14 protein-coding genes and 1 pseudogene are annotated in these 18,194 nt (G+C 71.4%); 5 read left to right on the plus strand and 10 right to left on the minus strand.

What is annotated here, in order from left to right; genetic code table 11:
• Positions 1–518 (plus strand): response regulator (locus tag Tfont_RS10045; RefSeq protein ID WP_143969320.1); only part of this gene is annotated, 518 nt, incomplete at its 5' end.
• Here the strand turns inward: Tfont_RS10045 and Tfont_RS10050 are convergent.
• The 4 genes from Tfont_RS10050 to def are packed head-to-tail and all read right to left on the minus strand — an operon-like array spanning position 469 to position 3,161.
• A complete protein-coding gene (locus tag Tfont_RS10050) occupies positions 469–804 on the minus strand; it encodes an AzlD domain-containing protein (protein WP_068608217.1) in 336 nt (111 codons plus the stop codon). The two genes, Tfont_RS10045 and Tfont_RS10050, sit on opposite strands and share 50 nt — an antisense overlap.
• Positions 797–1,591, minus strand: a complete 795-nt coding sequence (locus Tfont_RS10055; RefSeq protein WP_068608341.1) for an AzlC family ABC transporter permease — start codon at positions 1,589–1,591, stop codon at positions 797–799. The genes Tfont_RS10050 and Tfont_RS10055 overlap by 8 nt, the downstream gene beginning before the upstream one ends.
• Positions 1,588–2,553, minus strand: coding sequence for a methionyl-tRNA formyltransferase (gene fmt, locus Tfont_RS10060; RefSeq protein WP_143969353.1), 966 nt, complete (start codon positions 2,551–2,553; stop codon positions 1,588–1,590). Before fmt ends, Tfont_RS10055 begins: the two co-directional genes overlap by 4 nt.
• Before the next feature lie 26 nt (positions 2,554–2,579).
• Entirely contained in the window at positions 2,580–3,161 is a 582-nt protein-coding gene (gene def, locus Tfont_RS10065; RefSeq protein WP_143969321.1) for a peptide deformylase, read from the minus strand.
• A gap of 240 nt (positions 3,162–3,401) precedes the next feature.
• Between def and Tfont_RS10070 the strand changes: the two genes are divergently transcribed.
• A complete protein-coding gene (locus Tfont_RS10070; RefSeq protein WP_453822442.1) occupies positions 3,402–4,541 on the plus strand; it encodes a LysM peptidoglycan-binding domain-containing protein in 1,140 nt (379 codons plus the stop codon).
• A 28-nt stretch (positions 4,542–4,569) separates the two neighbouring features.
• Entirely contained in the window at positions 4,570–5,676 is a 1,107-nt protein-coding gene (gene dprA, locus Tfont_RS10075) for a DNA-processing protein DprA (protein ID WP_143969323.1), read from the plus strand.
• Positions 5,677–5,688: 12 nt separating this feature from the next.
• On the opposite strand, the gene secF is transcribed toward dprA, so the two are convergent.
• From secF to Tfont_RS10100, 5 genes are all read right to left on the minus strand, one after another.
• Entirely contained in the window at positions 5,689–6,639 is a 951-nt protein-coding gene (gene secF, locus Tfont_RS10080) for a protein translocase subunit SecF (RefSeq protein ID WP_143969324.1), read from the minus strand.
• A gap of 18 nt (positions 6,640–6,657) precedes the next feature.
• Complete coding sequence (gene secD, locus Tfont_RS10085; RefSeq protein WP_143969325.1) at positions 6,658–8,532, minus strand: protein translocase subunit SecD; 1,875 nt, start codon at positions 8,530–8,532, stop codon at positions 6,658–6,660.
• Between the two features lie 66 nt (positions 8,533–8,598).
• The gene (gene yajC, locus Tfont_RS10090) at positions 8,599–8,919 is read right to left on the minus strand and encodes a preprotein translocase subunit YajC (RefSeq protein WP_068608208.1); all 321 of its coding nucleotides are present in this window, start codon (positions 8,917–8,919) and stop codon (positions 8,599–8,601) included.
• Between the two features lie 142 nt (positions 8,920–9,061).
• Positions 9,062–10,078 (minus strand): DMT family transporter, encoded by a 1,017-nt coding sequence (locus Tfont_RS10095; RefSeq protein WP_143969326.1) that lies wholly within the window; start codon positions 10,076–10,078, stop codon positions 9,062–9,064.
• Between the two features lie 140 nt (positions 10,079–10,218).
• The gene (locus Tfont_RS10100) at positions 10,219–13,863 is read right to left on the minus strand and encodes an indolepyruvate ferredoxin oxidoreductase family protein (protein ID WP_143969327.1); all 3,645 of its coding nucleotides are present in this window, start codon (positions 13,861–13,863) and stop codon (positions 10,219–10,221) included.
• A gap of 323 nt (positions 13,864–14,186) precedes the next feature.
• Here Tfont_RS10100 and Tfont_RS10105 point away from each other — a divergent pair, with 323 nt between their 5' ends.
• A complete protein-coding gene (locus tag Tfont_RS10105) occupies positions 14,187–17,138 on the plus strand; it encodes a bifunctional diguanylate cyclase/phosphodiesterase (protein WP_143969328.1) in 2,952 nt (983 codons plus the stop codon).
• A 54-nt stretch (positions 17,139–17,192) separates the two neighbouring features.
• Here Tfont_RS10105 and Tfont_RS14810 read toward each other — a convergent pair.
• A pseudogene (locus Tfont_RS14810) lies at positions 17,193–17,351 on the minus strand (dienelactone hydrolase family protein); the annotation flags it as partial.
• Positions 17,352–17,565: 214 nt separating this feature from the next.
• Between Tfont_RS14810 and Tfont_RS10115 the strand changes: the two are divergent.
• Positions 17,566–18,186 (plus strand): MarC family protein, encoded by a 621-nt coding sequence (locus tag Tfont_RS10115; protein ID WP_068608329.1) that lies wholly within the window; start codon positions 17,566–17,568, stop codon positions 18,184–18,186.
• The last annotated feature ends 8 nt before the right edge of the window (positions 18,187–18,194 follow it).

The following is an 18,194-nucleotide window of genomic DNA, read 5'->3' on the forward strand; positions in this document are numbered from 1 at the left end:
CAACGGACGCCCCGGCCGCCGCCGAGGCTTCGACCGCGGCAGGCGCCCCCGCGCCGACCCCGCCCGACGCCCCGCCCGACGCCCCGCGCGGGGGCTGGCGCGTGCTGGTGGCCGAGGACCACCCCGTCAACCGCAAATTCATCGGCCTGTTGCTGGACAAGCTGGGCCACCAGGTCGCCTTCGCCGAAGACGGCCGGCAGGCGGTCGCCCTGGCCGCCGAAGGCGACTACGACATCGTGCTGATGGACGTGCACATGCCCGAGATGGACGGGCTGGAGGCCACCCAACGCATCCGGGCGCTGCCGGGACCGCGCGGGCGCGTGCCGATCGTGGCGCTGACCGCCGACATCATGGACGACGCCGAGCAGCGCGCGCAGGCCGCCGGCATGAATGCCTTTCTGGCCAAACCGGTGCAACGCGCCCAGCTCGAAGCGGTGATGGCCCGCTGCATCGCCGCGCGCGCCGAACTCACCAGCCCAGCCCCAGGTGCAGCGGCAGGTAAACCGCCATCCCCGTGACGATGGTGCCCAGCACCCCGCCGCGCCAGAAGAACCACGCGGCCCCCGCCACGGCGGCATAGAGGCGCGCATCCTGCCAGGTGTGGATGAGCTGCCCCTGCTGCATCACCACCTCGGGCACCACGACGGCCGCCAGCGCGGCAATCGGCGCGTACTGCAGGCCGCGCTCGGCCCAGTGCGGCAACTGCCATGGCCGATCGGACAAAAAGAAAAAACCGCGCGTGATGACCGTCACCGCGGCCAGCGCGACGAAGGTCAGCAGCGTCCAGGGGTTCAGATCAGCCATGCGGACGGTGGGGGGGAATGGGCGCGCCGCGCAGCCAGCGCGGACCGTGCGCCTCGGCGATCAGGCACACGACGACCGCGACGGCGATCGCCACCACGATGTTGAGCTTGAGTGGCAGCGCCCAGGCCGCCACCGCCGCCGACCCGGCCACGGCGGCCGACAGCACGCGCAACCGCGACGTGGCCAGCGAGCAGCCCACCCCCAGCAGCGCCAGAATGCCCGCAAAGCCCAGCCCCCACTCGGTCGGGATGGCATTGGCCAGCACGATGCCGATCACGCTCGCCGTCATCCAGAACAGGTAATTGACGCCGCAGCTCCCGGCCAGGTAGGCCTCTTGATCCAGCCGCTCCTCGTCGGTGCGCCCCGGGTGCGGAAAGCGCCGGGCAAAGAAGACGTAGCTCAAATCCCCCGTCAGGTAACCGGTCAGCAGCCGCTGTCCGCGCGGCAGGTGGGCCACATACGCGCGCAGGTGGATGGAAAACACGACGAAGCGCAAATTCACGCAGAAGGCCGCCGCCAGGATCACCCACAGCGGCGCCCCGGCCGTGATCAGCGGCACCGCCGTGAGCTGGGCGCTGCCCGCGTAGACGAGCAGCGTCATCCACAGCGCCTCCAGCGGCGTCAGGCCGGACTTGACCATCGCCACCCCGGTCATCAGCCCCCAGGCCCCGATGCCGGTGGCCACGCTGACCAGCTCGCGCGCGCCCGCGGCGAAGGTGGGCCGGCGCCACAGCACCGGGTTGAGAAACGACGCGCGCCAGAATGCGGTGGACGCCGCGGCGCTCATCCGGCCGCCCCCAGGCACACCCCCGGCGGCAGCGCCGTGCCGCGCAAAAAGTCCCCGGCGGCCAGCCGCTTGCCACCGGCGCGCTGCACCTCGGTCAGCACCAGCACGCCTTGGCCGGTTTGCACACGAATGCCCGCCGCGTCCGCCGCCAGCACCATGCCCGGCGCGGCCGATGGCGCCACCCCGGGTTCGGCCCGGGCGCCCCAGACTTTGAGCATGGCGCCGTCCAGCGTGGTGGCCGCCCCCGGCACGGGGTCGAATGCGCGCACGCGCCGCTCGAGCAGCGCAGCGGGCGCCGACCAGTCCAGCATCGCCTCGGCCTTGTCGATCTTGTGGGCGTAGGTCACGCCCTCGTCCGGCTGCGGGCGCCGGGGCAGCGGCGCGGCCTCGGCCGCCCGCAGGGCCTGCACCACCAGGCGCGCGCCCAGGTCGGCCAGACGGTCGTGCAGCGATCCGGCCGTCTCCGCCGGGCCGATGGGCACGGCCTCCATCGCCACGATGTCGCCCGTGTCCAGCCCCTCGTCCATCTGCATGATGGTGATGCCCGTCTGCGGGTCGCCAGCCTCGATGGCGCGTTGGATGGGCGCGGCACCGCGCCAGCGCGGCAACAGCGAGGCGTGGATGTTGAGGCAGCCCAGCCGCGGCAGCTCCAACACCCAGCGCGGCAGAATCAGCCCATAGGCCGCCACGACCAGCACGTCGGGCCGGGCGGCCTGCAGCGCGGCGCGGGCGGCCGCCGCGTCCTCGGCCCAGCGGCCGTCCAGCCGCAAGCCGCGCGGCTGCGCGACCGTCCAGCCGTGCGTCTGGGCCAACGCCTTGACCGGCGAGGGCTGCACCCTCATACCGCGGCCGGCCGGCCGGTCGGGCTGGGTCAGCACCAACACGACGGGAAACCCCGCCTGCGCAATCGCCTGCAGGGCCGTGGCGGCAAACGCCGGCGTGCCGGCAAAGGCCACCCGCAGCGCGGGGGTGGCCCCGGCAGCCGCGGTCAAAGCCGCGCCTCCGTCGGCTCGGCGTGCAAGCGGTTGCGCGGCCGGGCCTCGGCCGCAGCGCGCGCGGCCTCCCGCTCGGCCTTGACGAGCTTCATCTTGATGCGCTCGCGCTTGAGCGGCGAGAGGTACTCGACGAACACCTTGCCCATCAGGTGGTCCATCTCGTGCTGGATGCACACCGCCAGCAGCCCCTCGGCCTCGATCACGCGGCTTGCACCGTGCTCGTCCAGCGCGCGCACGCGCACCGCCACCGAGCGCTCGACGCCGTCGTAGATGCCGGGCACCGACAGGCACCCCTCCTCGCCCTTGCGCTTCTCGTCGCTGGCCCACTCGATCTCGGGGTTGATGAGCACCAGCGACTGGTCCCGGTTTTCGCTCACGTCGATGACGATGATGCGCTCGTGGATGTCGACCTGCGTGGCCGCCAGGCCGATGCCATTGGCGGCGTACATGGTGGCAAACATGCGCGGGATGATCGCGCGCACGCGATCGTCCACGGCCGCGACCGGTTTGGCCACCTTGTGCAGGCGCGGATCGGGGTAGCGCAGGATGGGCAGGAGTTCGGTGGAGGCGTTCATAGGCGAATGTCGGTATTTTCGCCACTTTTGGCGGGGCCTGCCAGCACGGCGCAGGGGATGGCATTGCCAGAAGTGGGGGCAGACCGCACAATGGCAAGGGAGGAATCGCCACCCATGACCATCCCGCGCCAACGCCCCGCACCGCTTTCGTCCGCTCCGGTGCCCGCCGCCCGTGGCGGCATCGGCACTGCCCTGTCGCGCTGGGTCGTGGGCACGTTGGTGGGAGCACAGTTGGGCGGCATGGCCTGCGTCGCCTCGGCCGCACCGCCCTACCCCGTGACCCCGCAGCAGCGCGGCACCGCCGAGCAGGTGGCCCAGGCGGGCGTGCCCCTGTCGGAGCTGGCCCCCAATGCACCCGAGCGCTACACCGTGCGGCGCGGCGATACCTTGTGGGGCATTTCGGCGCTGTATCTGCAGCGCCCATGGCGCTGGCCAGAGCTGTGGGGCATGAACCTGCAGCAGATTCGCAACCCCCACCTGATCTACCCCGGGCAGGTGCTGGTGCTCACGCGCATCGGCGACCGCGCCGTGCTGCAGCTCGCCGCGGACACGCCCCCCACGGTCAAGCTCTCGCCGCGCGTGCGCGCCGAGCGGCTGCGCGACGAGGGCATTCCGCCGCTGCCCCCGGGGGCGATCGAACCCTTCCTGGCCGACGTCGATATCGTCGATGCCGACACCCACGAGCGCGCGCCGCGCATCGTCGCCGGCCCGGAAGCGCGGGTGCTGCTGGCCCGCGGCGACCGCGCCTACGCCCGCGGCCAGTATGGCCCGAGTGATGCCCTCACGGGCGACGCGCTGGAGGCGCAGGCGGACCGGCCGCGCGTGCTGTCGATCTACCGCAATGCCGTCGCGCTGCGCGACCCGGAAACCGGCGAGGTGCTGGGCTACGAAGCCCACGCCGTGGGCCGTGCGGAGCTGGTGCGCAGCGAACGCGCGGGCGAGGGGCCCGACGGGCAGCCGGCCCTGGTGCCGGCGACCGTCCAGATCGTGCAGGCGCGCGAGGAAATCCGCATCGGCGACCGGCTGCTGCCCCAGTCCGGGCGCGAGATGCGCTTGTACATCCCCCACGCCCCCGCGGCCCCGATCCGCGGGCAGATCGTCAAGGTGCACGGCGATGCCGTGCGCTACGCGGGACAAAACCAGATCATCGTGCTCAACCGCGGGCGCGCCGACGGGCTGGAGGCGGGCCATGTGCTCGCCGTGCTGAAGGACCGCACCCGGCTGACCGACAAGACCGACGAGGCGCGACCGGACCTCCTGCTGCCCGGGGAGCGCAACGGGCTGATGATGGTGTTTCGCACCTTCGAACGCGTCTCGTACGCCCTGATCCTGCAGATCACCGACGGCGTCAAGAGCGGGGATCGCTTCGTCAACCCCTGACGCGCGGCAGGCAGGGGGACCGAGACGGATGGCACCCGACAACTGGGTCGAGTGGTTGCGGCTGATCGCCACGCCGGGTGTGGGCTCGGCGACGGCGCGTCGGCTGCTGGCGGCATTTGGCCCGCCGGCAGCCGTGTTGGCCCAACGCCACGGGGCCTTGGCCGAGGCGGTGGGGCCCACGGTGGCCAGCCGCCTGCAGGCCGAGCCCCCGGAATGGCCGGCGCTGCTCGCCCGCACCCAAGCCTGGCTGACGCAGCCGGACCACCATCTGATCGCCCTGGGCGATGCGGCCTACCCCGCAAGCCTGCTGACCACCCCGGACCCGCCCCCGCTGCTGCATGTGGTCGGTGACCCTGCGGCCCTGAGCGCGCCACGGGCCCTGGCCGTGGTCGGCAGCCGCAACCCCACCCCGCAAGGCGCCGACAACGCGCGCGCCTTTGCCCGTGCGCTGGCGGCGGAGGGCGTGTGCATCGTGTCGGGGCTGGCCGCCGGCATCGACGCCGCCGCGCACGAGGGCGCCCTGGCCGCTGGCGGCCGGACCGTGGCGGTGGTCGGCACGGGGGTGGACCGCGTCTATCCGGCGCGCCACCGGGCGCTGGCGCACCAGATCGCGGCGGCGGGCTGCCTCGTCAGCGAACACCCCCTGGGCACGCCGCCGCTGGCGCCGCATTTTCCGCGCCGCAACCGCATCATCGCCGGCCTGACGCAGGGCACGCTGGTGGTGGAAGCCTCGCTCGGATCGGGGTCGCTCATCACGGCGGAGCTGGCCACCCAGATGGGGCGGGAGGTCTTCGCCATCCCCGGCTCCATCCACGCGCCGCAGTCGCGGGGCTGCCACGCCCTGATCCGGCAGGGAGCCAAGCTGGTGGAGACCGCCGAGCACATCCACGAAGAGCTGCGCGCGGTCTGGGGCCTGGCTGCCGGCACCCCGGCCCCTGCCAGTGGCGCGACACCGTCGCCCGCCGACGACCCGGTACTGGCCGCCCTGGGCCACGACCCCACGCCGTTCGACCTGCTGCAAGCGCGCTGCGGCTGGGACACGGCCCGCCTGCAGGCCCACCTGCTGACGCTGGAGCTGGACGGACACGTGCAGCGCCTGCCCGGCGGCCTGCTGCAGCGCGTGGTGCGGACCTAGGGGCAGCGGGCCTCAGACCACGGCGCCGGCGTTCGGGTCGTCGCCTTCGCCCGCTTTCTTGGGCGCCTTGACCAGATCCTCGCGCCGGATGCCCAGCCACATGGCGATGCCCGCCGCCACGAACACCGACGAGTAGATCCCGAACAGGATGCCGATGGTCAGCGCCAGCGCAAAGTAATGCAGCGTCGGGCCGCCAAACAGCAGCATCGACAGCACCATCGCCTCGGTCGAACCGTGGGTGATGATGGTGCGGCTCATGGTCGAGGTGATCGCATGGTCGATGACCTCGCGCACCGTCATCTTGCGCTGGCGGCGGAAGGTCTCGCGGATGCGGTCGAAGATGACCACCGACTCGTTGACCGAGTAGCCCAGCACCGCCAGCACCGCCGCCAGCACCGCCAGCGAGAACTCCCACTGGAAGAAGGCAAAAAAGCCCAGGATGATGACGACGTCGTGCAGGTTGGCGATGATGGCGGCGACCGCGTACTTCCACTCGAAGCGCACGGCCAGATAGATCATGATGCCGCCGATGACGAAGGCCAGCGCGAGCAGCCCGTTGCTGACCAGCTCGCGGCCGACCTGGGGCCCGACGAACTCGGTGCGGCGCAGCTCCACCGCCGGGTCCTGGGCGCGCAGGGCCGCCAACAGTTGCTCGGTCTGCTGGCCGGAGTTGAGGCCCTCGCGCAGCGGCAGACGCATCATCACATCGCGCGAGCTGCCAAAGTTCTGCACCGGCACATCGGCATAGCCCAGGCCCGCCACGACCGCCCGCACCTGCCCCAGGTCGACCGGCTGTGCGTAGGACACCTCGACCACGGTGCCGCCGGTGAACTCGACCGACAGGTGCAGGCCGCGCGTGACCAGAAAGAACACCGCCGCCAAAAAGGTGGCGAAGGACACCAGGTTCAGCACCAGCATGTGGCGCGTGAACGGGATGTCCTTGCGGATCCGAAACAGTTCCATCGTCGCTCTCCTGGCGGATCAGTCGGCCTTGCCCGCGCCGGACGGGGCGATGCGGATGCCGATCGAGACGGCACGCAGCTTCTTCTGGCGCCCGTACCACAGGTTGACCAAGCCACGCGAGAAGAACACGGCCGAGAACATGCTGGTCAGGATGCCGATGCAGTGCACCACCGCGAAGCCGCGCACCGGGCCCGAGCCGAACGTCAACAGCGCCAGCCCCGCCATCAGCGACGTGATGTTGGAATCCAGAATGGTGTCCCAGGCGTGCTCGTAGCCTTTGTGGATGGCCGTCTGCGGTGCGGAGCCGTTGCGCAGCTCCTCGCGCACCCGCTCGTTGATGAGCACGTTGGCATCGATCGCCATGCCCAGCGTGAGGGCGATCGCGGCAATGCCCGGCAGCGTCAGCGTCGCCTGCAGCATGGACAGCACCGCCACCAGCAGCATCAGGTTGACCGCCAGCGCAACGCTGGAAAACACCCCGAACAGCCGGTAGTAGATGCACATGAAGGCGACCACCACCGCAAAGCCCCAGACCACGCTGTTGAAGCCCATGCGGATGTTGTCGGCGCCCAGGCTCGGGCCGATGGTGCGCTCTTCGATGATCTCCATCGGCGCGGCCAGCGAGCCGGCGCGCAGCAGCAGCGCGGTGTCGTTGGCCTCCTGCGTCGTCATGCGGCCGGAGATCTGCACGCGGCCGCCGCCGATCTCGGTGCGGATGACCGGCGCCGTGACCACCTCGCCCTTGCCTTTTTCGAACAGCAGAATCGCCATGCGCTTGCCGACGTTCTCGCGCGTGACGTCGCGGAACACCCGCGCCCCCTTGCCGTCCAGCGTCAGGTTGACCACCGGCTCCTGCGTCTGGCTGTCGAAGCCCGCTTGCGCATCGGTCAGGTTCTCGCCGGTCAGGATCACCTCGCGCTTGACGATGACGGGCGCCCCGTTGCGGTCCAGATAGCGCTCGGCGCCAAAGGGCACCGGCCCCGCGTTGCGCTCGGCGGCCAGCCCCTCGGGGCTTTCGTCCACCATGCGGATTTCCAGCGTCGCGGTGCGGCCCAGGATGTCTTTGGCCTTGGCGGTGTCCTGCACGCCGGGCAACTGCACGACGATGCGGTCCAGCCCCTGCTGCTGGATCACCGGCTCGGCCACGCCCAGCTCGTTGATGCGGTTGTGCAGCGTCAGGATGTTTTGCTTGAGCGCCTGCTCCTGGATGCGGCGCGCCGCCTCGGGCCGCAGGGTGAGCGCGAGCACCGTCTCGCCGCCCTCGTCGCGCTCGGCCAGCTGCACATCCGGAAAGTCGCGCGCGATCAGGTCGCCCGCGGCCCGCGCCGTCGCCGCATCGCGCAGGCGCACCAGCACCGCCTGCCCTTCGCGGCGCACGCCACCGTGGCGGATGCCCTTGTCGCGCAGCGCGGTGCGCACATCGGCGGCAATGCCCTCGACGCGCTTGTCCACCGCGCCGGCCATGTCCACTTGCAGCAGGAAGTGCACCCCGCCACGCAAGTCCAGCCCCAGATACATGGGCTGCGCGCCCAGGCTCTGCAGCCACGCCGGGGTGCGCGGCAGCAGGTTGAGGGCCACCACATGCGTCGGGTTGGCCGGATCGGGGTTGAGGGCCCGCTCGATCGCGTCGCGGGCCTTGAGCTGCGCGTCCGTCGAGGCAAAGCGCGCCTTGACGGTCTGCCCGTCGAACTGGATCGCCTCCGCCCCCAGGTTGGCCGCCGCGAGCGCCTGCTCGACGCGGCTGACGATGCCTTCGTCCAGCCGGTGCGCGGCGCGCGCCGACGACACCTGCACCGCCGGCGCCTCGCCAAAGAAGTTGGGCAGGGTGTACAGGGTGGCGATGATGAGCACGACCACCAGGGTCGCGTACTTCCACCAGGGATATCGGTTCATGGACGAACGCCTTGCGGCGCACGCGGCGCCGCGAATGGGCCCGGGGCCGGTCGCGCCGGCCGCGGCTTATTTGAGGGTGCCCTTGGGCAGCACCTGCACGACGGCGGTGCGCTGCAGTTGCACTTCGACCCCGTCGGCCAGCTCGATGCCGATGGTGGACTCGCCCAGCTTGGAGACCTTGCCCAGCAGACCGCCGGCGGTGACGACTTCGTCCCCCTTGGCCAAGGCATCGATCATGGCCTTGTGCTCCTTCTGGCGCTTCATCTGCGGCCGGATCATGACGAAGTACAGCACCACGAACATGAGCACCAGCGGCAGCAGGCTCATGAGCGTGGAGGTGGTGTCGCCGCCCGCAGCGGCCTGGGCGTAGGCATTGGAGATGAACACGTCGGATTCCTCTGGCGTGCAAAGGGTTGGGGGCATCGCGGCCGGCGCGCACCGGCAGGCGCTTACCGGCCATCCACGATGGCAAACGTCCATTGTAGCCCGCGGCCTGCGTGCCGCGGGCATGCGGGGTCGGGGGCGGGCGTCAGTCCGGGTGCGCCTGCGCGATCACCGGCTCCGGGCGCACACGCACCCCCCACAACACCCCGGCCACCAACGCGCCGATGCCCAGCAGCGACAGGGGCGCCGGCCACTCCCCCCGCCACAGGTAGGCGTACAACAGGGCGGCCAGCGTCTCGAACACGATGAGCTGCCCCGCCAGCGCCGTCGGCAACCGCTGGCTGGCCGCATTCCAGCACAGCGTGCCCAGCCACGACGCCAGCAGACCAACCGACACCATCAGGCCGACGAACACCGCCGGCCGCGGCCCGAACGGCATGGCGAACGGATCGCCCCGCACCGCGTCCAGCCCCCAGACCAGTGCGTAGCCGATGGCCGCCAGCGGCAGGGTGGCCAGCCCCTGCGCGGTGGACCAGGCGCGCGGGCTGCGGTCCGGGTGCGCGCGCAGCCAATCGGCGTTGTGCAGGGGGTACCACGTCCAGCAGGCCACCGCCCCCACGGCCAGCAGCGCGCCCAGCGCGTAGGCACCCACGTCGCGCGCGGGGTCGGCCAGCACGGCCTGCAGCTCGGTGCGGTTGACCAGCGCAATGCCCAGCGCGATCAGGGCCAGGGCGGGCCACAGACGCCGCCACGGCAGCCGCCCGTCGCGCACCGCGTTGCGGCGGTTGGCCACGATGGCAATGACCACCGGCAGGGTGCCGATGATGACCGTGGACAAGGGCCCGCCGGTGCGCTGGATGGAGCTGGCCAGCAGCAGGTAGTACAGCAGATTGCCCACGAAGGCCAGCTTGAGCGCGTGCCGCCAGTCGGCGCGGCTCAGGCTGCGCAACTCGCGGCGGTCGAACCACGCCAGGGGCAGGCAAATCAGCCCGAACGCCAGGTAACGCGCCACCGACTGCAGCGCCGCCGGATACTCGGGCAACATCAGTGGCGCGACGAACACCAGCCCCCACAGGGCCCCGGCAGCCAGCGCCCACGCGACGCCGCCGCCGATCCCGCCCGCCGTTGCTGCCCCACCGTCTGCACTGCCCGCTGCGGCCATCGCCACTCCCTTGCCTGCACGAAAAACCGCGCAGTGTACGCCGGCCAGCCCACCGGCGGCAGCGCGCTGCGTCGGGGCGGTGACAGCGCGGCCCGCGCACCGGGCAGGCGCGCGGTCGGGTGGCGCGCCTGCCCAGCCGGTCAGGCGACGCGCGCGGCCGACGTCGGCGCGGCGGCGGCGTCGCCCGCGCGCCAGCGCCGCAGCAGGTCGTCCCACAGCGGGCGGGCTGTCCGCAGGTTGCGTTCCTTGACGTGGCCAAAGCCCTTGACCCGCGCCGGCCAGCGGGCGATCTCCAGCGCCAGCGGCAACCGGTCTGCCCGCAGGTCGCGCAACACCTCCTCGACCGCGGCCTCGTACTCGCGGATCAAGGCCCGCTCGGTGCGCCGCTCCTCCGTGTGGCCGAAGGGGTCGAAGGCGGTGCCGCGCAGCCCCTTGAGCCGGGCCAACACACGGAACGCCCCCATCACCCAGGGGCCGTATTCGCGCTTGACGAGTTCGCCCTTGTCGTTGCGCCGGGCCAGCAGCGGCGGCGCCAGATGAAAGCGCAGCGTGAAGTCGCCGTCGAACTGCTCGCGCAGACGCTGCAGGAAAGCGCCGTCGGTGTACAGGCGCGCCACCTCGTACTCGTCCTTGTAGGCCATCAGCTGCGCCAGATGCCGGGCCACCGCCTCGGTCAGCGCGGTCGAGCCCGTGCCCAGCGCCGCCTCGGCCGCCTGCACACGGCGCACCAGGGACTCGTAGCGCTGCGCGTAGGCCGCGTTCTGGTAGGCCGTCAAGTGCTCCACCCGCACGCGGATCACGTGCTCCAGCGTGGGCCGCGGCCGCAGCTCGACCACCTGCGCCGGCTGCAGCCAGCGCTTGACGGCCCCCTCGTCGTGCGCGGCGCGCCGTCCCCATTCGAAGGCCGCCTTGTTGGCCCCCACCGCCACACCGTTGAGCTCGATGGCCCGCTCCAGCGACTCGCGCCGCAGCGGTATCCACCCCTTCTGCCACGCATAGCCCAGCACCATCGGGTTGACGTAGAGCGTGTCGCCCAGCACCTTGAGCGCCAGCGCCTCGGCATCGAACACCCCCACGCCCACGCCGCCCGCCGCCTCGGTGATGGCGGCGACACAGCGCGCCGACGGGTTCTGCCAAGCCCCGTCCTTGACGAAGGCCGCGGTCGGGGTGGCTTGCGCGTTCAGGGCGACGTGGGTGCGGCCTTCGCGCATGCGCGCCAGCGTCTCGGGGCTGGCGGCGACGATCGGGTCGCAGGCCAGGATCAGATCGGCGGCGGCGGTGCCCACGCGCGTGGTCAGGATGTCGTCTTGGCGCGCACCGATGAGCACATGGCTCCAGGTCGCGCCGCCCTTTTGCGCCAGCCCGGCGGCGTCCTGGGTGACGATGCCCTTGCCCTCAATGTGCGCGGCCACGCCGAGCAACTGACCGATGGTGATGACACCCGTGCCCCCCACTCCCGCCACGACGATGCCCCAGGCCCCGGCGCCGGCCCGCAGCTCGGGCAGGGACGGCTCGGGCAGCGGTGGCAGATCCTTGAGGTCGGGTGCTCCCGCGTCACGGCCGGGCTTGCGCGGCTTGGCGCCTTCCACCGTCACGAAGCTGGGGCAGAACCCCTTGGTGCAGGAGAAATCCTTGTTGCACGTGCTCTGGTTGATGGTGCGCTTGCGGCCAAACTCGGTCTCCAGCGGCTCCACGCTCAGGCAGTTGCTCTGCACACCGCAGTCGCCGCAGCCCTCGCACACGCGCTCGTTGATCACGGCGCGCTTGTCTGGATCGGCCATGAGGCCGCGCTTGCGGCGGCGGCGCTTCTCGGTGGCGCAGGTCTGGTCGTAGATGATCGCCGTCACGCCCTCGGTCTCGCGGCATTCGCGCTGCACGCGGTCCAACTCGTCGCGGTGCAACACCGGCACGTCGGCCGGCAGCGTCAGCGTCACGCCGCCCAGGGTGGTGTGCTGGGCATGGGCGTATTTGGTCGGCTCATCGGTGACGATGAACAGCTTGCGCACCCCCTCGCTGCGCAGGCTGTGCACGATTTGCAGCACCGAGTGCCCTTCCGGCCGCTCGCCCACCGGCTGGCCGCCGGTCATCGCCACCGCGTCGTTGTAGAGGATCTTGTAGGTGATGTTGACCCCCGCCGCGATGGACTGGCGGATGGCCAGCAGCCCGCTGTGGAAATAGGTGCCGTCGCCCAGGTTGGCGAAGAGGTGCTTTTCGTTCGTGAACGGCTGCTGACCGACCCACGGCACGCCCTCGCCGCCCATCTGGGTGAAGGCGAGGGTGTTGCGGTCCATCCAGATCGACATGTAGTGGCAGCCGATGCCGGCCATGGCGCGCGAGCCCTCCGGCACCCGGGTGGAGGTGTTGTGCGGACAGCCGGAGCAAAACCATGGCACGCGCTGGGCGTCGGCGGTCTGCACCTGGATGGCCTGCAGCGACCGTTCGCGCGCCTCGATCACGGCCAACTGCGCCTGCACCCGTGCCGCAATGTCACTGCCCTCGGGCAACAGACCGCGCTTGGTCAGCCGCCGCGCCAGCGCTCGCGCGATGACGGCGGGCGTCAGGTCCGCATTGGCGCGCAGCAGCGTGTGCGCACTCGGATTCGGCACGGACCACTCGCCGCCGGAATGGTCGCCCTCGATCTCGTCGAACTTGCCAAGCACGTCCGGCCGCACGTCGGCGCGCCAGTTGTACAGCTCTTCCTTGAGCTGGTATTCGATGACTTGGCGCTTTTCCTCGACCACCAGGATCTCGCGCAGCCCTTCGGCAAAGGCGCGCGTCGTCTGCGCCTCCAGCGGCCAGACCACCGCCACCTTGTGCACGCGGATGCCCAGTTGCCGGCAGGTCTCGTCGTCCAGCCCCAGGTCGTGCAGCGCCTGGCGCAGGTCGTTGTAGGCCTTGCCGCTGGCGATGATGCCGTAGCGGTCGTGCGGCCCCTCGATGACGTTGTGGTTGAGCCGGTTGGCGCGCACGTAGGCGAGCGCGGCATACCACTTGTAGTCCATCAGCCGCGCCTCCTGCTCCAGCGGCGCGTCGGGCCAGCGGATGTGCACGCCACCCGGGGGCATCTCGAAGTCGTCCGGCAGCGCGATGCGCACGCGCTCGGGGTCGATCTCCACCGTGGCGCTGGACTCGACGATCTCCTGAATGGTCTTCATGCCGGTCCACACGCCGGCGTAGCGGCTCATCGCCCAGGCGTGCAGGCCGAGGTCCAGGATCTCCTGCACGCTGGCCGGGAAGAACACCGGCAACCCGCAGGCCTTGAAGATATGGTCGCTCTGGTGCGCGGCGGTGGAGCTCTTGGCCACGTGGTCGTCGCCGGCCACCGCGATCACGCCGCCCCACGGCGTGGTGCCGGCCATGTTGGCGTGCTTGAAGACATCGCTGCAGCGGTCCACCCCCGGCCCCTTGCCGTACCACAGACCAAAGACGCCGTCGTAACGGGCGCTGCCGGGCGGCGCGAAGCCCAGCTGCTGCGTGCCCCAGACGGCGGTGGCGGCCAGTTCCTCGTTGACGCCGGGCTGGAACACGACGTGGTGGGCCTTCAAGTGCTCGCGCGCCTTCCACAGCGCCTGGTCGTAGCCGCCCAGAGGCGAGCCGCGGTAGCCGCTGATGAAGCCGGCGGTGTGCTTGCCGGCCAGCGCGTCGCGTTGCTGCTGCAGCATCGGCAGGCGCACCAACGCATGCACCCCGCTCATGAACGCGCGGCCGCGATCCAGGGCATATTTGTCGTCGAGCGAGACGGATTCCAGCGCGCGCCGGACGTGCTCGGGCAAGGGAGCGGTCATGGCAGAAAACTCCTTCGAGGCAAAACGGGCCGGTAAGCCCCCATGCGGACGTCGGGCCTGCCAACTGCGCCCGAGGTGGCCATGCACCGGGATCACCGGCTGCCGCACCTGCCCATCGCGCCCGTCCGCGCATGGGCCGCAGTGTAGGGCCGGCGCGCGCGGATGGCGCGCTTTCCCGCGCTGGCGCAGGGCCATTTGCGGGTAAACCCTGATCGCCAACCGCCCGCGACCGCCCATCCTGCCCGGCGGCCGACAGGGCCGGCAACCGCGCCGGTCGGAAGGCCCGGTGCGCGGTGCTACAGTGCGGCCACACTCAAACCATCATGGACGTCGTTGCCCCTGCTGCCAGCACCGCCCCCACGCGCCACGGGCTGCGCGGGGTCGGCTGCGCCCTCATCACCGCGCTGGCGTATCTGATCGGCGGCTGGCTGGCCTTGCAACTGCGCGTTCCGCCGGACTACGCCATCGTGGTGTTCTTTCCGGCCGGCGTGGCGGCGGGGGCCGCGCTGGTCTGGGGCCGGTGGGCATGGCCCGGCATCCTGGCCGGTGCGCTGGCGGTGCAGATCCTGACACACCACAGTCTGGGCGCCGACTGGCGCCACTGGGCGATCGTGGTGCCGGCGCTGGGCGCGACAGCCATGGCCGCCGTATCGGCCTGGGCCATCCGGCGCTGGGTCGGCTACCCGTCCACCCTCGACGAGCCGCGCCTGGTGCTGCGGCTGCTGTTCGTGGTGCTGCCCCTGGGCGCGCTGCTCAACGCCAGCGTGGCCGTGCCGACGCTGGTGGCCCGCGGCGTCATCGCCGCCGCCGACGCCTGGGGGCAATGGGCCAGTTGGTGGCTGGGCGATTCCTTGGGCGCGGTGCTGGTCGTGCCGCTGATGTGGGTGGCCTTTGGCGAACCGCGCTCGGCATGGCAAGCGCGGCGCCGGGGCGTGGGCATACCGCTCGCGCTGGCGCTGCTGTTGGCCGGCGGCGTGGTGCGGCTGCTGGCCGATGCCCAGGCCCAACAGTTGCGGCTGCGCGCCGAGCAGGCGGGCGAGCAGGCGGCGCAAACGCTGCAGCGCCGGCTGGACGCGCAAATCGATGCGCTGGAGGCCATGGGCCAGCTGATGGCACGCGCCCCCACCATGGGGCAAGACGAGTTCGAGCGCGCGGCCGAGCTGTGGCTGCGCCGCTACCCCGGCACGCAAAACTTCACGTTCAACTGGCGGGTCTCGCGCGCCGACCGTCCGCACTACGAATGCTGCGACCCCGGCTGGCCGATCATGGCGCGCGACGCCACGGGCCGCCGCTTTCCGGCACCGGACGCCGACGAGCACATGGTGATCACGCGGCTGGCGCCGCTGGCCACCAACCAGGCCGCGCGCGGGCTGGACATTTTGACCTTCGAGCCGCTGCGACGGGCCACCCAGCGCGCCATCGACAGCGGCCGCCCCCAGGCCACCGAACCCTTCCGACTGGTGCAGGAGCAAGGCTCCCAGCGCGGCATCGTCGTCTACCACGCGGTCCGCGCGGCGCACGGCAGCGGCGAGGTGCTGGGCATCGTCTCGACCGCGTTTCGCATGGGGGACGTCACCCAGGCGGGGCTGGAGGCCGTGCCGCTGGAGGGCTTGGCGCTGTGCCTGATGGACCGCGACGCCAGCCCGGACAACCGGCGTCTGGCGGGGCCGGAGGGCTGCGAGCGCGCCACGTCGCCCGACCATCTGGGCGCCCGCACCGAGTGGCCGCTGCGGTTTGCCCAGCGCGCCTGGGTGTTGCGGCTGGACACCACCGAGGGCTTTTGGCGCCAGAACACGGCCGACGCGCGCATGCACCTGACGGCGAGCACGGCCTTCCTGACCGTGGCGCTGCTGGCGGCGTTTTTGCTGGTCACCACCGGCCAGCGCCGGCGGGTCGAGCAGTTGGTGGAGCAGCGCACGCTCGAGCTGGCGCGCAGCCACGCCAGCCTGATCCAGCTCGCGCACTTCGACGCCCTCACCGGCCTGGTCAACCGCAGCTTTTGGACCGAGCAGGCCGAGACGGTGCTGTCCACGGCGCGGCGCAGCGGGCAGGAGGTGGGCATCATCTTCCTGGACCTGGACCGCTTCAAGCACGTCAACGACAGCCTGGGGCACGCCCAGGGGGATCGCCTGCTGCAGACCGTGGCGACGCGGCTGCAGGCATGTCTGCGCTCGCGCGACGTGCTGGGGCGATTCGGCGGCGACGAATTCATCGCGCTGCTGCCGTGGGTGAAGGGGCGCGACGGCGCCGCCACCGTGGCGCGCAAGATCGCCCGCACCCTGGACGAGCCGATCGAGCTGGACGGCGTGCAGGTGCGCGTCGGTGCCAGCCTGGGGGTGACGGTGTTCCCCTACGACGGCAGCACGGTGGAAACCCTGCTGCGCCACGCCGACACCGCCATGTACGCCGCCAAAGCGGCGGGCCGCAACCAGTGGCGCTTCTTCGAGCCGTCCATGCACGAGCATGTCTCGCGCCGCCTCGCGCTCGAATCCGCCCTGCGCCAGGCGGTCGACGATCCGCAGCGCGGGGGCCTGAGCCTCGTCTACCAGCCCCAGATCGACGCCGATGGGCGGCGCCTGCTCGGGCTGGAGGCCTTGCTGCGCTGGGACGACCCTACCCTGGGCCCCATCTCGCCGGCGGAATTCATCGGCGTGGCCGAGGACGCCGGCATCATCGACCGCCTGGGGGCGTGGGTGCTGCAGACCGCGTGCCGGCAGCTCGCCGCCTGGCACGCCAGCGCCGACGCGCCGCTGTTCGCGCAGGTGCGGCTGGCGGTCAACATCTCGCCCATCGAATTTGCTCGGCCGGGTTTTCTGGACCATGTGCGCGACGCGCTGCGCGACCTGGGCCCGGCCACCCGGCTGGTGGAGCTGGAAATCACCGAAAGCCTGCTGGTGCAGGCCGGCGCCGACGTGACCGAGCGCATGCGCGCCCTCACCCAACTGGGGGTGGAGCTGTGCCTGGACGATTTTGGGACTGGCTACTCCAGCCTGGGCTATTTGCAGCGGCTGCCGATCGGCAAGCTCAAGATCGACCGCTCCTTCGTCAACGGCGTGCCCGGGGACCCGGACAGCGCGGCCATCGTGCGCGCCACCCTGTCCATGGCGCACGACCTGGGCCTGCGGGTGGTGGCCGAGGGGGTGGAGACCCCGGAGCAGCGCGACTTTCTGCGCCTGCACGGGTGCGACGCCTTCCAGGGCTGGCTGTATGCCCGCGCAATGGCGCCGGCCGAGCTGTTGGCCTGGCTGCGCGCCCGGCAACCGGTGCCGGCCTGAGCGCGCCGTGCGCCCACCGGCCGCGCCGGATCAGCCGACGTGCTGCCGCAAAAAGGCCAGGGTGCGCTCGCGCGCGAGCCGCGCCGCCTCCACCGTCGTCGTGACGCCGCCGCCGTAGTACGGCACCGCGGCACTCAGGCCGTGCAGCAGGCAGGCGCTGCGCCACGCCATCAGCCCGCCCCAACAATAGCCCACGACACCGACGCGTGTACCCCAACTCCACCGCGGGGCGCACACGGTGAAACAGCGCCAGCGGGGCGGGCCACATAAGCCGGGATGCGCGCCCCATCCGGGGGCGCCAGTTCGATGACGGTGTTCATTGCCGATGCCATCCTTCCGCGGGCACGGTGCCCCTGCAGGCCGGAGCGTAGCGCAAACGGCGGGCGCGGACGCACAATGGCCGCACAATGCCCGCACAATGGCGACCATGGACCTCAAGCCACTGATCACGTTGCTGGCCATCGTCAATCCGCTGGCGATCGTCCCCTTCTTCATCCATTACACGCTGGGTTTTTCCGCGCGCCAGCGCCAGCGCACCATCGCCATCTCGGCCCTGTCCGCGTTTGCCGTGATCGCCGTCTCCGCCCTGGCGGGGTTGCAGATCCTGGAGTTTTTTGGCATCTCGCTGGCCAGCTTCCAGGTCGGCGGTGGCATGCTGCTGCTCATGTCGTCCCTGTCCATGCTGAACGCCCAGCCGGCCGAAGCCAAAACCACCCGCGACGAGGTGGACGACGCCGCCAGCCGCGCCTCCATCGCCGTCGTGCCCCTGACCATTCCGCTGCTCACAGGCCCGGCCACCATGTCCACCGTGGTCATCTACGCCGACCAGGCCAAGACCTTCTGGCAGCACGCGGCACTGGTGGGCTACGGCGTGGTCATCGCCGCCGCTACAGCGCTGTGTTTCACTCTGGCCGAGCCCATCGCGCGCGTGCTCGGCAAGACGGGCATCAACGTCATGACGCGGCTCATGGGCCTGATCCTGGCCGCGCTGGCGGTGGAGGTCATGGCCAGCGGGCTCACCCGCCTGTTCCCCGCCCTGGCCGGCTGAGGCGGCCG

It is taken from the genome of Tepidimonas fonticaldi (genome assembly GCF_007556755.1).
In the GTDB taxonomy this organism is placed as follows: Bacteria; Pseudomonadota; Gammaproteobacteria; order Burkholderiales; family Burkholderiaceae_C; genus Tepidimonas; species Tepidimonas fonticaldi.

Bases quoted from the DNA above. Each gene is read 5' to 3' on its own strand.
- Tfont_RS10055 (WP_068608341.1), bottom strand. From the start codon at position 1,591: ATGAGCGCCGCGGCGTCCACCGCATTCTGGCGCGCGTCGTTTCTCAAC.
- Tfont_RS10095 (WP_143969326.1), bottom strand. From the start codon at position 10,078: ATGGCCGCAGCGGGCAGTGCAGACGGTGGGGCAGCAACGGCGGGCGGG.
- Tfont_RS10115 (WP_068608329.1), top strand. From the start codon at position 17,566: ATGGACCTCAAGCCACTGATCACGTTGCTGGCCATCGTCAATCCGCTG.
- secF (WP_143969324.1), bottom strand. From the start codon at position 6,639: ATGGAACTGTTTCGGATCCGCAAGGACATCCCGTTCACGCGCCACATG.
- Tfont_RS10070 (WP_453822442.1), top strand. From the start codon at position 3,402: ATGGCCTGCGTCGCCTCGGCCGCACCGCCCTACCCCGTGACCCCGCAG.
- Tfont_RS10105 (WP_143969328.1), top strand. From the start codon at position 14,187: ATGGACGTCGTTGCCCCTGCTGCCAGCACCGCCCCCACGCGCCACGGG.
- def (WP_143969321.1), bottom strand. From the start codon at position 3,161: ATGAACGCCTCCACCGAACTCCTGCCCATCCTGCGCTACCCCGATCCG.
- Tfont_RS10050 (WP_068608217.1), bottom strand. From the start codon at position 804: ATGGCTGATCTGAACCCCTGGACGCTGCTGACCTTCGTCGCGCTGGCC.
- secD (WP_143969325.1), bottom strand. From the start codon at position 8,532: ATGAACCGATATCCCTGGTGGAAGTACGCGACCCTGGTGGTCGTGCTC.
- dprA (WP_143969323.1), top strand. From the start codon at position 4,570: ATGGCACCCGACAACTGGGTCGAGTGGTTGCGGCTGATCGCCACGCCG.
- Tfont_RS10100 (WP_143969327.1), bottom strand. From the start codon at position 13,863: ATGACCGCTCCCTTGCCCGAGCACGTCCGGCGCGCGCTGGAATCCGTC.